The following is a 14,396-nucleotide window of genomic DNA, read 5'->3' on the forward strand; positions in this document are numbered from 1 at the left end:
TGCGTATAACGGCAGCTAGGCCATAATGCGCGCCGAGATCAAAGGAGCTTCCTATGAGCAGCACTGCACAAACTGCTGAAGGCGAAAAAATTCTTATTGTTGACGACGATCCGGGGCTGAGCAGCTTGCTGGAACGCTTTTTCGTCAGCAAGGGCTACCGCGCCCGCACCGTACCGAATACCGAGCAAATGGATCGGTTGCTGGCCCGTGAAGTGTTCAACCTGGTCGTACTCGACCTGATGCTGCCCGGTGAAGACGGCCTGACCGCCTGCCGCCGCTTGCGCGGCGCCAACAACCAGATCCCGATCATCATGCTCACCGCCAAGGGCGACGAGCTTAGCCGTATCAAGGGCCTTGAACTGGGCGCCGACGATTACCTGGCCAAGCCGTTCAACCCCGACGAGCTGATGGCCCGCGTCAAGGCGGTGCTGCGTCGCCAGTCGGCGCCGGTGCCTGGCGCGCCGGGCAGCGAAGACGAAAGCGTGACTTTCGGCGACTACGAACTGTCCCTGGCCACCCGTGAGCTCAAGCGCGGCGATGAGGTCCACATGCTCACCACCGGCGAGTTCGCCGTGCTCAAGGCCCTGGTGATGAACGCCCGCCAGCCGCTGACCCGCGACAAACTGATGAACCTGGCCCGTGGTCGTGAATGGGATGCGCTGGAGCGCTCCATTGACGTGCAGATTTCCCGTCTGCGCCGGATGATCGAACCCGATCCTTCCAAGCCGCGGTACATCCAGACCGTCTGGGGCGTGGGTTACGTGTTCGTACCGGATGGCGCCGCCAGCAAGTGATCGGCGATTTGTAGGAGCGGGTGGCCTGGCCGGTTGAAATGTCTTCTTCCAGGCGACTCGCGGTCTGTCATTGTGCGAGCATCGCTCGCTCCTGCAAGTGTGTAGCGGTTATTCATGAAAACCCCCGTTTGGTTCCCCCAGAGTTTCTTCTCCCGCACCCTCTGGCTGGTGCTGATCGTCGTGCTCTTCTCCAAGGCACTGACGCTGGTGTACCTGCTGATGAACGAAGACGTTCTAGTGGACCGGCAGTACAGCCACGGTGTTGCCTTGACCCTGCGGGCCTATTGGGCGGCGGACGAAACCAACCGGGCGAAAATTGCCGAGGCGGCGACACTGATCCGCGTCGTCGGTGCCGGCGTGCCGGAGGGCGAGCAGCATTGGCCCTACAGCGAGATCTATCAACGCCAGATGCAGGCCGAACTGGGCGCCGATACCGAGGTGCGATTGCGCATGCATTCGCCGCCAGCGCTGTGGGTGCGGGCCCCGAGCTTGGGGGATGGCTGGCTGAAAGTGCCGTTGTACCCGCATCCGCTGCGCGGCCAGAAAATCTGGAACGTGCTCGGCTGGTTCCTGGCCATCGGCCTGCTGTCGACGGCATCGGCGTGGATCTTCGTCAGCCAGCTCAATCAACCGTTGAAACGCCTGGTCTACGCCGCCCGCCAACTAGGCCAGGGGCGTAGCGTGCGGCTGCCCATCAGCGATACGCCCAGCGAGATGACCGAGGTCTACCGCGCCTTCAACCAGATGGCCGAGGATGTCGAACAGGCCGGGCGCGAGCGTGAGTTGATGCTCGCGGGTGTCTCCCATGACTTGCGTACGCCGCTGACCCGGTTGCGCTTGTCACTGGAGTTGATGGGCGAGCACACCGACTTGACTGACGAGATGGTCCGCGACATCGAGGACATGGACGCGATTCTCGACCAGTTCCTGGCGTTCATTCGCGACGGTCGTGACGAGTCTGTGGAAGAAGTGGACCTCAGTGAATTGGTGCGGGAGGTGGCTGCGCCCTATAACCAGAATGACGAAAAAGTGCACCTGCGCCTGGAGCCGATCCAGCCTTTCCCCCTGCGCCGGGTGTCGATGAAGCGCTTGTTGAACAACCTGATTGGCAATGCGCTGAACCACGCTGGCACCGGCGTCGAGGTCGCGGCCTATGTCTCCGGTGACACCAGCGCGCCTTACGTGGTGCTGAGCGTCATGGACCGAGGTGCCGGCATCGATCCCTCTGAGCTGGAAGCCATTTTCAACCCGTTCACTCGCGGCGATCGCGCCCGGGGCGGGAAGGGCACGGGGCTGGGCCTGGCCATCGTCAAGCGCATCGCCTCGATGCACGGCGGCAACGTCGAGTTGCGCAATCGCGCCGGTGGTGGGCTGGAGGCTCGGGTGCGGTTGCCGTTGGGGCTGATGCTGCCAAGGGATGCGGTATAGGGGCAGCTGCAAGTCGCGAGCTTCAAGCTGCAAGTTGAACCGGCTTGGCTTAAAGCTTGAAGCTGCTCTTCTAGCCCTTTCCTTTGGTCCGGGTCATGTTCGGCCCGCCATTCTTTTCCAGGTGTTCGATGATGATCCCTGCCACGTTCTTGCTTGTAGTGGTCTCGATTCCTTCCAGGCCTGGCGAGGAGTTGACCTCCATCACCAGCGGCCCGTGATTGGAGCGCAGGATATCCACGCCGGCCACGGCCAAACCCATGACTTTCGCGGCCCGCAGGGCGGTCATGCGTTCTTCCGGAGTAATCTTGATCAGGCTGGCACTGCCGCCGCGATGCAGGTTGGAGCGGAACTCTCCGGGTTTGGCCTGGCGTTTCATCGAGGCAATCACTTTATCGCCGACGACGAAGCAGCGAATGTCTGCGCCACCGGCTTCCTTGATGTACTCCTGGACCATGATGTTCTGCTTCAGGCCCATGAACGCCTCGATCACCGACTCCGCCGCCGTCGCGGTTTCACACAAGACCACGCCGATGCCCTGGGTGCCTTCCAGCACCTTGATCACCAGTGGTGCGCCGTTGACCATCGCAATCAGGTCGGGAATGTCGTCGGGGGAGTGGGCAAAACCGGTGACTGGCAGGCCTATCCCGCGCCGTGACAGCAGTTGCAGCGAGCGCAGCTTGTCCCGGGAGCGGGCGATGGCCACCGACTCGTTGAGGGGAAACACCCCCATCATTTCGAACTGGCGCAACACGGCGCAGCCATAGAACGTCACCGATGCGCCGATGCGCGGGATCACCGCGTCGAACCCTTCCAGCGGCTTGCCACGGTAGTGGATCTGAGGCTTGTGGCTGGCGATGTTCATGTAGGCGCGCAGGGTGTCGATCACCACCATTTCATGGCCTCGTTCGGTCCCGGCTTCAACCAGACGACGAGTGGAATACAGACGCGGATTACGCGACAGCACAGCGATCTTCATGCAACACCTGTGGCAGAGGTAGTGGACACCGGGAATGCCGGCTTGTCTTGAACGTATTTGATACCCGGATTGACCACCAGTTGGCCGTCGATCAAGGCTTTGGAACCCAGTAACAGGCGGTATCGCATGGACTTGCGGCAGGCAAGGGTGAACTCGACCCGCCAGATCCGATCACCCAGTGCCAACGTGGTGCTGATCACGTAGCGGACCTGAGCGTGGCCGTTGGAGCTTTTTATTGTCTTGCGGGCCACCAGCGGGGCTTCGCAGCGGCGATGGCGCAATTGCACGACCGTACCGAGGTGGGCAGTGAAGCGCACCCACTTTTCGCCATCGCGCTCGAATGGCTCGATGTCTGTGGCATGCAGGCTGGAGGTGCTGGCGCCGGTGTCGATTTTTGCCCGCAGGCCCACGACTCCCAGATCCGGGAGCGCCACCCACTCGCGCAGACCGACAACGGTCAAATGGTCAAAAGTCTTCAATAAAAAAACCTGCGATCAGTACATCGGATCGTGGACTCCGCGAATCGCGGTATTCACGCAGAATAATCACAAAATGGCGACAGTTATCTACGCGCTTGTTTGTGCTTGTAACCGATTTCTAGCCAAGCCATGCATGTGGAGGCGATTTGGCGGACATTCTATCCGTCGGCCCGGATTCGTGCGCTCGACAAAAACGGTAGTACAGTTCCGGCAATTGGCAGAAAAGAGGAATGGCAGTGGCACAAAAAAAGGAAGAGGACGACAAGGTCCGTCTCGATAAATGGTTGTGGGCGGCGCGATTCTACAAGACGCGGGCCCTGGCCAAGACCGCCATCGAGAGCGGCAAGGTTCATCACCGCGGAGAACGTTGCAAGCCGGGCAAGGAGCCACGCGTTGGCGATGAATTTGTCATTCGCACCGGCTTCGATGAAAAGACCGTGGTGGTCGAAGCTTTGTCGATCGTGCGTCGCGGCGCACCTGAAGCGCAGGCGCTGTATCGTGAGACCGAAGCCAGCATCGCCAAGCGCGAAGCCGCCGCCGCGCAACGCAAGGCCGGCGCCCTGGGGGTCAGCACCGATGGCAAGCCGAGCAAGAAGCAGCGCCGGGACCTGTTCAAATTTCATGGCAGCAATAACGAATAAAAAGGCTGGCGCAAGGCCCGTGGCGAGGGAGCTTGCTCCCGCTGGGCTGCGTAGCGGCCCCGAAATCTGACGGTCGCTGCGCAACCGAGCGGGAGCAAGCTCCCTCGCCACAATGACAATTCGGATTGAGTCATCGGTCTCTTCCCGTCAGGCAAACCCAAGCCTTGCTTGGAACCCACCGGCAATGCCCATAAAATGCCCGCCATCATTTGTCATCACCTCAGATACCAGACCCTATGACTGATTTACCGGATACCGACTACACCCAACGTTTCATCTTCGATGACAGCGACGCCCGTGGCGAGCTGGTGGCGTTGGAGCGTAGCTACGCCGAAGTCCTCGCCAAGCACCCCTATCCGGAGCCGGTCGCACAACTGCTCGGCGAGCTGATGGCGGCTGCGGCGTTGCTGGTGGGCACCTTGAAGTTCGATGGCTTGCTGATTCTCCAGGCGCGTTCCGAAGGTCCGGTCCCGCTGCTGATGATCGAGTGCTCCAGCGAGCGCGAGATCCGCGGCTTGGCCCGTTATCACGCCGAGCAGATCGCGCCCGACGCGACCCTGGCCGACATGATGCCCAACGGCGTGCTGGCCCTGACGGTGGACCCTACCCATGGCAAGCGCTACCAGGGCATCGTCGATCTCGATGGCGTGACCCTGGCTGAATGCTTCACCAACTACTTCGTCATGTCCCAGCAGACCAATACCCGCTTCTGGCTCTACGCCGACGGGCGGCGTGCCCGCGGTTTGCTGTTGCAACAACTGCCTGCCGATCGCCTGCGTGACCCGGAAGAGCGCGACGCCAGTTGGCAGCACGTCACCGCTCTGGCCAGCACCCTGAGCGCCGATGAGCTGTTGAGCCTGGACAACGAAACCGTGCTGCATCGCCTCTATCACGAGGAGCAGGTACGCTTGTTCGACGGACAACCGTTGCGCTTCCAATGCAGCTGCTCTCGTGAACGTTCTGCCAATGCGCTGGTCAGTCTGGGTCTGGAAGATGCGCAGCAACTGGTGATCGAGCATGGCGGTGCCATCGAGATCGATTGCCAGTTTTGCAACGAGCGCTACCTGTTCGACGCGGCGGACATTGCGCAATTGTTCGCCGGTGCGGGTGTCGACACACCGTCAGATACTCGTCACTAAAACGGTTCAGCGCAGGTAAATCTCCTGGCAAACGCCGGATTTACGCCGTACTGACGGGAGGGCCCTACTCTTTTTGGGGTTTTCTGGCATAATCCGGCCCACTTTTTTCGGGTAGTAGTGCGCGACTTCCTACTACAAAACGTTTGGAGCACTCGGCCACGGGCCGACGGGGAATCTCATGACGCAAGCCAATAACGCCGTGTACACCGATCTGAGTGTCGATGATCTGGTCAAAGAAGCCCTGAATCGCGGTGAAGGCGAGCTTGCCGATACTGGCGCGCTGGTTGTTCGTACCGGTCATCGTACCGGTCGCTCGCCAGTCGACCGTTTCATCGTGGAAGAGCCAACCACCCAGGACGCCATCGCCTGGGGCCCGATCAACCGCAAGTTCCCGGCCGACAAGTTCGATGCCTTGTGGAACCGCGTTGAAGCCTACCTGGGCGAGCGCGAGCGTTTTGTCTCCCATGTGCATGTAGGTTCCGATCCTGCGCACTACCTGCCGGTCAAGATGACCACCGAGACAGCCTGGCACAACCTGTTCGGTCGCTGCCTGTTCATCAACCCCGAGCAGTACAACGCCGGTGGCAAGGATGAGTGGCAGATCCTCAACGCGCCGAACTTCGTCTGCGAGCCTGAGCGCGACGGCACCAACTCCGACGGTACCGTGATCATCAATTTCGCGGCCAAGAAAGTGCTGATCGCCGGCATGCGTTACGCCGGCGAGATGAAAAAGGCCCTGTTCTCCGTGCAGAACTTCCTGCTGCCAGCGGTCGATGTGCTGCCGATGCACTGCGCTGCCAACATGGGCGAAGAGGGCGACGTGACCCTGTTCTTCGGTCTGTCGGGCACTGGCAAGACCACCCTGTCTGCCGATGAAAGCCGTTACCTGATCGGCGACGACGAGCACGGCTGGGGCGTGGGCGTGGTCTTCAACATCGAAGGCGGTTGCTACGCCAAGTGCATCGACCTGTCCGAGAAGAACGAGCCGGTTATCTGGAAAGCCATCCAGCACGGCGCCGTGCTGGAAAACGTCGTCCTGGACCCAGTCACCAAGAAAGCCGACTACGCCGACGACAGCCTGACCCAGAACAGCCGCGCCGCCTACCCGCGTGAGCTGATCGAAAAACGCGCACCGAAAAACCTCGGTGGCGAGCCCAATGCCGTGATCTTCCTGACCTGCGACCTGACCGGCGTACTGCCGCCTGTGTCGATTCTCAGCGAAGAGCAAGCCGCCTACCACTTCCTGTCCGGCTACACCGCGCTGGTGGGCTCGACCGAAATGGGTTCGGGCAGTGGCATCAAATCGACCTTCTCCACCTGCTTCGGCGCCCCGTTCTTCCCGCGTCCGGCCGGTGAGTACGCTGAGCTGCTGATCAAGCGTATCCGCGGCTTCGGCTCCAAGGTCTACCTGGTCAACACTGGCTGGACTGGCGGCGGCTATGGCGTCGGCAAGCGCTTCAACATCCCGACCACCCGTGCGGTGATCGCGGCGATCCAGAGCGGCGCGCTGATCGGTGCTGAAACCGAACACCTGGACATCATCAACCTGGACGTGCCGCTGGCTGTTCCGGGCGTCGAGACTGGCCTGTTGAACCCACGCAACACCTGGGCCGACAAAGCTGCCTACGACGAAGCGGCCAAGGCCTTGGCCGGGTTGTTCACCGAGAACTTCAAGAAGTTCGACGTGAGCGACGCGATCAAGGCTGCTGGTCCGCAGCTGTAAGGCTCGGTTAGCAGATGAAAAAGCCGCCCTCTTCAGGGCGGCTTTTTTGTGGGCGGCTTGTCTTACCAGCTAGGCGTTTTCCACTTCCTGCGTATCCCATCGTTGTGCCTTGATGGCCTTGTAGAGCATGCCGATGGTCAACGGCATCTTATTGCCACGGCCCTTGGCCCTGCGCTTTTGAAACACATCAAAGCCTTCCGGCTGGAAGTAGCGGTAAGCGTCATAGTCGACGAGATCGATGGTGAACCGCTCCTCCAAGGCTTCCATCAGCTGCCGGGCATCCGCGCCATCGCAGCCCAGATCGAAATTGATTGCCGTGCCCAGGCGAATGGTCTTGTGCTCGGGCAAGCCGATTTCTTCGTGGAGCAGTTCCATGAGTTGGCGTATGACCGGGTCGTCGGGGAAGTCTGGGCTAAGGCGCATGGTGAAATGTCCGGGCTGAAGGGGGGGTGTCTATCGGGGTGAAAGTCTAGGGCGAATCGTTGCCCATTGGAAAAAGAAGAAAAGTCTCACAACAGTCTCGGAACCGTCTGGTAAGGGGGCTTTTGGTTGCTCGGTATGGTTTGCCGCGCCCTTCAATGGGGGGTAATGCTGTTCACTTAAGGCCATCGACAAACCCGTGGCGAGGGAGCTTGCTCCCGCTGGGCTGCGAAGCGGCCCCTAAACCTGGCAAATGCGCAGCATCAGACACACCGCCCCCGCCGGTTTACGACTGCTTCGCAGCCGAGCGGGAGCAAGCTCCCTCGCCACAGGTCCATCATTTTCTTAAGTGAACAGCATTACCCTTCGAGGGCGTTTTTTTATGGACGGCTAATTAACGCAACCGCTGCCGCACAACCTCCAGCAACTCGCTGCCATCTTGAGTCAGCAGATAAAGCGCATGAACGATGTTGGGAATGTCTTTCACATCGGCATGTTTGAAGCATAGGCAGTGAAGGGTTTCGAGCAGGTCGCTGGACGCGCGGATTCGTTGGGCGGCGGCGTCGCAGAGGTCGTGGAGGTTGGCCTCGGTGTCGATGGCCAGAATCGGTGTGCTGTTGAGTCGCTGGTATCGATCGATGGGCGGAGTATCCGTATGCATTTGAGCCCTCTTCAGTACGATTTTCAATCGCGCCGAAACTATAGAGGGCTCCTTCCAGGCACCGCAATAGGACCTGAAAGGACAGCTTGTGTAGGACGTTTACCAGCGTCTGACGCTTGGATGAAATGTTTGCTCCAGGGCTAGCTGACCCGTCTTCATTTCCCATTCACCGTCTGGCCGATCCTACAAACTCGCTGTAGGGAAGGCTTAGGATGCGGCAGGCCATTTCCGACAGGCTAGTCATCTCGCCGTTACAGGAGCTGATGAAATAACAAGCGGTGGAAGCGAGCTCCACGTCGATGGTGCAGTACTTTAATCCGCTATGGGGGCGGGGACTCGTCGTGAGGCCGCCTCCAGATCCATCAACCCCCTGCCATAGGCCTCACTGTTGGCATAGATGCCCGTGCGGTTGGTTGTCGCCAGCAGATGCTCGCGCACCTGTTGCGGGTTGAGTTGCGGGTAAAGGCTTTGCAGCGCAGCCAGTGCGCCACTGACCAAGGCTGCGGCTGGAGACGTGCCGGCGGTTTGCACGTAACGACCCTCCTTGCCCACCGTGAGCAAGCCTGCCTGCGCCCCGGAGTCGCCGCCAGGTACGGCGATGCACCAGGCGGCTGCAACGCCGCAATAGTTGGATTTGCCATTGATCGCGCTGCCGTCGTTTTTCAGCGCAACCACCGCGAGCCACCCTTTTTCCAGTTCAGGCAAGGCCACCGGCAGCCCCGATTCGGCCAAAGGCTCACGCTTGAGTTCGTTACCTGTCGGGAAGACGAACACGGCGCCGTCCGCGACCAGTTTTCGAGCAACGGCCAGAGAGTCGGGCATGACCTGGTTGTAACGTGCCTCATTGATTTCGGTGGCGGGGATGGCGTTGGCCCACGAGTTGTTGAACAGGCGGGCGCCCTTGTCGAAGCCGCTTTGCCAGGATTGTGCGATTTCGCTGTCAAAGAAAAACGGCTCGTTGTCGTCGCCAAAACGAAAGGGGATCAACCGAGCGTTGAACGCGATGCCATGCATACCCTGGTCGTCCTTGTTGGCGGCGAGTATGCCGGCCATTTGCGTGCCGTGGCCGATGCGGTCAATCGTGCCTGGACGGTTTTCGACGTAATCGAATCCGGGATCGCTCAGTCGGTCTTCGAACTCCTTCAGGCGGGTGTCGAGCCCCGAATCGATCAGTGCGACCAGCACACCCTGTCCGGTGCCGCCACGGGCATATAACGCCGAGGCCTTGACGACGGCCAAGCCCTGCTGAGCGTGATACTCCGGTGTTTCGAACACGGCCGGTTCCACCCCGGAGGGTTCAGCAATGGTCAGGCAGCCGGCCAGCAGTGAGGCGGATGCTATCGCCAGGGCGCGTAGCACGGGAAACAGGTGTGGCATGGTTCGATCCTTGAAGAGAGTCTTGAGCGTCAGGCTTCCTGGCCTTGCTCTTGAGTTGACGGCGCACCTTAACCCGCAAATGGAGGGGGAACGAGGCATCAAAGTGCCCGGATTTGTATCACCTCGTGGCAAAGCAATCGGACGTTGAGGCTGTATCATCCGGTATCGTTTTTTACCCGACCTTTTCTCGACGCGCTGCGCTGTCCCGCTAGTCTTTGGGTCTCGCAGCAGTCAAAGGAGCGACCGCTCATGCACAGCACCCTGGAACAGGTTTTCGGTTATCCACAGTTTCGCCCCGGTCAGGAGTCTGCCATCGGAGCAGTCCTGGCCGGTCGGTCGGCAGCGGCCATTTTTCCCACCGGTTCCGGCAAGTCCCTGTGTTATCAATTGCCAGCCCTGCTATTGCCGCACCTGACCCTGGTGGTTTCACCATTGCTGGCGCTGATGCAGGATCAGTTGGCGTTCCTGCAACGTCACGGCATCGCGTCGGCCAGTATCGATTCGGCCCAGAGCCGTGACGAAGCCAACGACGCCATGGCGCGGGCCCGTTCGGGGGAGTTGAAGATCCTGATGATTTCCGTGGAGCGGCTGAAGAACGAGCGCTTTCGCAATTTCCTGCAGCAGGTACCGATCTCGTTGCTGGTGGTGGACGAGGCCCACTGTATTTCAGAGTGGGGGCATAACTTTCGTCCGGACTACCTCAAGCTTCCCGATTATCAGCGCCAGTTCAATATTCCCCAGGTGTTGCTGCTGACGGCCACCGCGACACCCAAGGTCATCGCCGACATGCAGGCGAAGTTCGCCATCGCCGCCGAGGATGTGGTGACGACCGGTTTCTATCGGCCCAACCTCAACCTGCTGGTCGAACCCGTGCGCGGTGCGCACAAGCGAGCACGGCTGGTGCAATGGCTGGGCGAACGTCCCGGGCAACCGAGCATCGTCTACGTCACCTTGCAGCGAACCGCCGAGCAGATAGCCGAACACCTGACCCAGCACGGCATCGGGGCCGAGGCCTATCACGCCGGTTTGCCCCACGAACAACGCGAAGCCATCCAGCGGCGGTTCATGGGCGGGCAGTCCAATTGCATTGTCGCGACCATTGCGTTCGGCATGGGCATCGACAAGAGCGATATCCGCAACGTGGTGCATTTCGACTTGCCCAAATCCATCGAAAACTACAGTCAGGAGATTGGCCGGGCCGGGCGGGACGGGCAACCGTCCGATTGCCTGGTACTGGCCAATCGCGACAGCCTCAACGTGCTGGAGAACTTTGTCTATGGCGATACTCCTGAGTTGGAGGGCATTCGTTGCGTGCTCGATGAGCTGAAGGCCGCCGCGCCCGATGGGCAATGGGAGTTTTTGCTAGGCCCCCTGGCGGACCAGAGCAACATCCGGCAATTGCCGCTCAAGACGCTGCTGGTCCAGCTGGAACTGCGCCGGCTGATCGCGCCGCGTTATGCCTATTTCGCGGAGTACCGCTTCAAGTTCCTGACTGAGCCACAAGAATTGCTGGAGCGCTTCGAAGGCGAGCGAAGGGATTTCGTCTCGGCCATCATCCAGACCTCCAGTCGCGCCCGGACCTGGGCCACGGTGAATTTCGACGGGATGTACCAGCAGTATCACGCTGAACGCAGTCGCGTGGTCAAGGCACTGGATTACTTCCAGGAGAAGGGCTGGATCGAGCTGGAAAGCAAGCAGATGACCGAGGTGTACAACGTGCTGGAGACGAATATGGATACGCAGGTCTTGGGCGCCGAACTCCATGCTTATTTCACCCGGCATGAACGCGGTGAAATCGCGCGGATCCATGCCATGCTCGAGTTGTTCGCCACCGACCGTTGCCTCGGTTATCGATTGGCGCAGTATTTCGGCGATGACAACGCGCCGCAGCAGTGCGGTCATTGCTCGGTGTGCCACGGACAGGTCGCTCAATTGCCGGAACCGCCGTCGTTGCCGGCACTTGTGGATAAAAACTTCGAGACGCTGTGCGGTGACTTTATCCACAGGCATGAGGAGCACACCGGCAACCCACCTTCCGCCGAGCGCTTGACCCGGTTTCTGTGCGGGATCAGCGTGCCGTTGTTCACCCGGTTGAAGGCGCGAAAGATCCGTGGATATGCCGCACTGGAGGAATATCCGTACGCAGAGGTTCGCCATTGGGCTCAAGCGCACCTGTGAACTGCATCCATCCGCTGAATGCCTTGCATCACACGAATAAATTTCAAAAACATTCGGCGGCTGACTAAGGTGAAGGCTGTCTTTGTATCGCCAACAAGAGAGCAAACATGAGCCAGACACCTTTCGATATTCAGCGTGCCGCGGTGGTCGGTGCAGGCACCATGGGCCGGGGCATCGTGATGTGCCTGGCCAACGCGGGCGTGGCGGTGCAGTGGGTCGACAACAATCCGCAGATGCTCGAGCAGGCACTGGTCGCCGTGGCCGAGACCTATGCCCATGGCGTGCGTCAGGGCCGTATCGATCAGGGTGAGGCTGATGCGCGGATTGCCCGGGTGACACGGGCGGATGATTACGCGGCGATCCGCAATGTGGACCTGGTGATCGAAGCGGTCTACGAGAATCTCGAGCTCAAGCAGAGGATTTTTCGTGAACTGGACGGTTTGCTCAAACCCGAGGCGATCCTGACGAGCAACACCTCGGCGCTGGACATCGATGCGATCGCCGCCGCCACTCGCCGGCCAACCCAGGTGCTGGGCCTGCATTTCTTCAGCCCGGCGCACATCATGAAGCTGCTGGAGATCGTTCGTGGTGCGCAAACTTCCAAGGCGGTTCTGGACGCGGCCCTGGTATTAGGCAAGCGCATGGGCAAGGTCAGCGTGGTATCGGGCAATTGCCATGGGTTCATCGGAAACCGGATGCTTCATCCTTATGTGTTGGAGGCTCGCAAGATGTTGCTCGAGGGGGCTTTCCCCCATCAGGTCGATGCGGCGCTGCAAGGCTTCGGCTTTGCCATGGGGCCGTTTCGCATGTACGACGTCGTCGGGATCGACCTGGAGTGGCGCGCACGAGAATTGGCAGGAACAGGCCAGGATGCGCCAGAGATCCAAATAGACAACCGGCTGTGCGAACTGGGACGGTTCGGCCAGAAAAGCGGCAATGGGTATTATCACTATGAGCCGGGCAGTCGACAGGCCGAGCATGATGTCGAGGTCGATGCGCTGGTGCTACGGGTCAGTGAAGCGCTAGGTTTCCAGCGGCGCGAGATTGGCCCGGAGGAAATCCTCGAACGGTGCTTGCTGGCGTTGGTCAACGAGGGCGCGAAAATTTTGGAGGAGGGCATTGCCGAGTCGGCCCACGACATCGATCTGGTCTACCTCAACGGCTACGGTTTCCCTGCGGACAAGGGCGGGCCGATGGCGTGGGCCGACGGGCAGGGGCTGGAGGACATCCACGCACGCCTGCTGGCGCTCGAAACGAAGCAGGGCGACCAGTGGAAGCCCGCGCGTCTGATTGGCGATCTGGCAGCGCAGGGCAAGGGTTTCGCGCAGGCCTGAGGCCGGGGCCACTTCAAGATCATTGAAACAACCGTAAAGGACACCTGATGCCCCAACGCAACGAATACCGACACTTGCAACCCATTACCACGCGCTGGCACGACAACGATGTGTACGGTCACGTCAATAACGTCACCTATTACAGCTTTTTCGATAGCGCTGTGAATACCTACCTGATCGAAGTCGGTGGTCTGGATATCCATGACGGAGAGGTGGTGGGGTTCGTGGTGAGTTCGGCCTGTGACTACTTTGCCTCAATCGCCTTTCCAGACCGGATTGAAATCGGCCTGCGGGTCGGGAAGCTGGGCAGCAGTTCGGTGCAGTACGAGCTGGCGGTGTTCAAGGTCGGCGAGGAGGAGGCCTGTGCGGCGGGGCGTTTTGTTCACGTATTTGTGGACCGGGCGTCGAATCGGCCGGTGGCGATTCCGGACCGGCTGCGTGGGGCTTTGGAACTGTTGGTGGTCTGAAACAAAAAATCGCAGCCTCCTGTCAGCTCTGGGAGCTGCCGGAGGCTGCGATCTTCAACGGCGGTTATCAGTCAGCCGTTAGTCGCGGTAGTAGCGATGATGTTTTTTGCGATGCCCGTAGGCATGGCCACGACCTGGGTGGCCGTCACGGTAGTAGCGGCGATCACCACGGCGACCGTCATAGTGACGATCATCGTCATCGTCCTTGCCCATGTAGTTACCCAGGGCACCACCAGCGCCGCCGCCCGCTGCCGCACCGATCAGGCTGCCAGTGGTGCCGCCGACGCTACGACCGACCACGTTACCGCCGGCTGCGCCCAGCGCGCCGCCGATCGCCGCTTCGCCGCGGCTGTGTTTGTCTGCACCGACTGCACTGCCGCCCGCGCCGCCCAGCGCCGCGCCGATAGTGGAGCCGGTGTTGCCGCCCAGGGACTGGCCGACGACCGAACCCAAAACCCCGCCCAATGCGCCGCCCACACCTGCTTCGGCAGTACCACCGGCAGAAGCGATGCCACTGGCCAGGCTAAGGGACAACAAGAGAATGGAGGAGAACTTCATAGAGGAGCCTCAAAGGGATGACGGCGCGATCCTGAGGCTGGCTTCGCTTGGTTACAATAGAAATCCGACGAGTAACACGACTTGTGCACAATTCTCTAAGTTATTGTTTTTTGGTGGGAACTTAAGACAATTTGGTCGGTCTTTAGCTACTTCGGACAGGCCGTTTTCTAGGGAAAACGGCCTTTTTTGTGGGCGCTGGAAAGTACTCTGTAGCGAGGGGG

Annotated in this window: 14 protein-coding genes; 8 read left to right on the forward strand and 6 right to left on the reverse strand. The window is 60.3% G+C overall.

Translation table 11 applies throughout. The features are described 5' to 3' along the window. The first annotated feature begins 53 nt into the window (after positions 1-53). Entirely contained in the window at positions 54-794 is a 741-nt protein-coding gene (gene ompR / locus BLO97_RS06720; RefSeq protein WP_003196691.1) for an osmolarity response regulator transcription factor OmpR, read from the forward strand. Between the two features lie 114 nt (positions 795-908). Then, positions 909-2,222 carry an ATP-binding protein gene (locus tag BLO97_RS06725; protein ID WP_063323417.1) on the forward strand — a complete coding sequence of 438 codons (1,314 nt, stop codon included), beginning with the start codon at positions 909-911 and terminating at the stop codon, positions 2,220-2,222. Between the two features lie 70 nt (positions 2,223-2,292). Here BLO97_RS06725 and rimK read toward each other — a convergent pair whose 3' ends face one another. Beyond that, complete coding sequence (rimK, locus tag BLO97_RS06730) at positions 2,293-3,198, reverse strand: 30S ribosomal protein S6--L-glutamate ligase (protein ID WP_003196697.1); 906 nt, start codon at positions 3,196-3,198, stop codon at positions 2,293-2,295. Further along, positions 3,195-3,659, reverse strand: coding sequence for a retropepsin-like aspartic endopeptidase RimB (locus BLO97_RS06735; protein ID WP_170845936.1), 465 nt, complete (start codon positions 3,657-3,659; stop codon positions 3,195-3,197). Before BLO97_RS06735 ends, rimK begins: the two co-directional genes overlap by 4 nt. A gap of 254 nt (positions 3,660-3,913) precedes the next feature. Here BLO97_RS06735 and BLO97_RS06740 point away from each other — a divergent pair, with 254 nt between their 5' ends. From BLO97_RS06740 to BLO97_RS06755, 3 genes are all read left to right on the forward strand, one after another. Continuing rightward, positions 3,914-4,318: an RNA-binding S4 domain-containing protein gene (locus BLO97_RS06740; protein WP_072342873.1), complete on the forward strand. Its 405-nt coding sequence runs from the start codon at positions 3,914-3,916 to the stop codon at positions 4,316-4,318. A 236-nt stretch (positions 4,319-4,554) separates the two neighbouring features. Next, positions 4,555-5,457 carry an Hsp33 family molecular chaperone HslO gene (gene hslO / locus BLO97_RS06745; RefSeq protein ID WP_063323416.1) on the forward strand — a complete coding sequence of 301 codons (903 nt, stop codon included), beginning with the start codon at positions 4,555-4,557 and terminating at the stop codon, positions 5,455-5,457. Positions 5,458-5,635: 178 nt separating this feature from the next. Next, a complete protein-coding gene (locus tag BLO97_RS06755) occupies positions 5,636-7,180 on the forward strand; it encodes a phosphoenolpyruvate carboxykinase (protein WP_060739668.1) in 1,545 nt (514 codons plus the stop codon). Between the two features lie 69 nt (positions 7,181-7,249). Here BLO97_RS06755 and BLO97_RS06760 read toward each other — a convergent pair whose 3' ends face one another. The 3 genes from BLO97_RS06760 to BLO97_RS06770 form a co-directional block, all read right to left on the reverse strand. Next, positions 7,250-7,603: a DUF1493 family protein gene (locus tag BLO97_RS06760; RefSeq protein ID WP_092222240.1), complete on the reverse strand. Its 354-nt coding sequence runs from the start codon at positions 7,601-7,603 to the stop codon at positions 7,250-7,252. A 391-nt stretch (positions 7,604-7,994) separates the two neighbouring features. Next, entirely contained in the window at positions 7,995-8,261 is a 267-nt protein-coding gene (locus BLO97_RS06765) for a hypothetical protein (RefSeq protein WP_092222242.1), read from the reverse strand. Positions 8,262-8,573: 312 nt separating this feature from the next. Next, a complete protein-coding gene (locus BLO97_RS06770) occupies positions 8,574-9,638 on the reverse strand; it encodes a S8 family peptidase (protein ID WP_092146554.1) in 1,065 nt (354 codons plus the stop codon). Between the two features lie 249 nt (positions 9,639-9,887). Here BLO97_RS06770 and BLO97_RS06775 point away from each other — a divergent pair, with 249 nt between their 5' ends. The 3 genes from BLO97_RS06775 (at position 9,888) to BLO97_RS06785 (ending at position 13,617) form a co-directional block, all read left to right on the forward strand. After that, positions 9,888-11,816: a RecQ family ATP-dependent DNA helicase gene (locus tag BLO97_RS06775; RefSeq protein ID WP_092146552.1), complete on the forward strand. Its 1,929-nt coding sequence runs from the start codon at positions 9,888-9,890 to the stop codon at positions 11,814-11,816. Positions 11,817-11,923: 107 nt separating this feature from the next. Next, positions 11,924-13,150 carry a 3-hydroxyacyl-CoA dehydrogenase gene (locus tag BLO97_RS06780; protein ID WP_092222244.1) on the forward strand — a complete coding sequence of 409 codons (1,227 nt, stop codon included), beginning with the start codon at positions 11,924-11,926 and terminating at the stop codon, positions 13,148-13,150. Between the two features lie 47 nt (positions 13,151-13,197). Continuing rightward, positions 13,198-13,617, forward strand: a complete 420-nt coding sequence (locus BLO97_RS06785) for an acyl-CoA thioesterase (RefSeq protein WP_092146548.1) — start codon at positions 13,198-13,200, stop codon at positions 13,615-13,617. Between the two features lie 78 nt (positions 13,618-13,695). Here BLO97_RS06785 and BLO97_RS06790 read toward each other — a convergent pair whose 3' ends face one another. Further along, on the reverse strand, positions 13,696-14,175 hold the full coding sequence (locus BLO97_RS06790) for a glycine zipper domain-containing protein (RefSeq protein ID WP_058544959.1): 480 nt from the start codon (positions 14,173-14,175) through the stop codon (positions 13,696-13,698). Between the last annotated feature and the right edge of the window lie 221 nt (positions 14,176-14,396).

The organism is Pseudomonas sp. NFACC05-1, from assembly GCF_900100135.1.
GTDB lineage: Bacteria > Pseudomonadota > Gammaproteobacteria > Pseudomonadales > Pseudomonadaceae > Aquipseudomonas > Aquipseudomonas fluorescens_Q.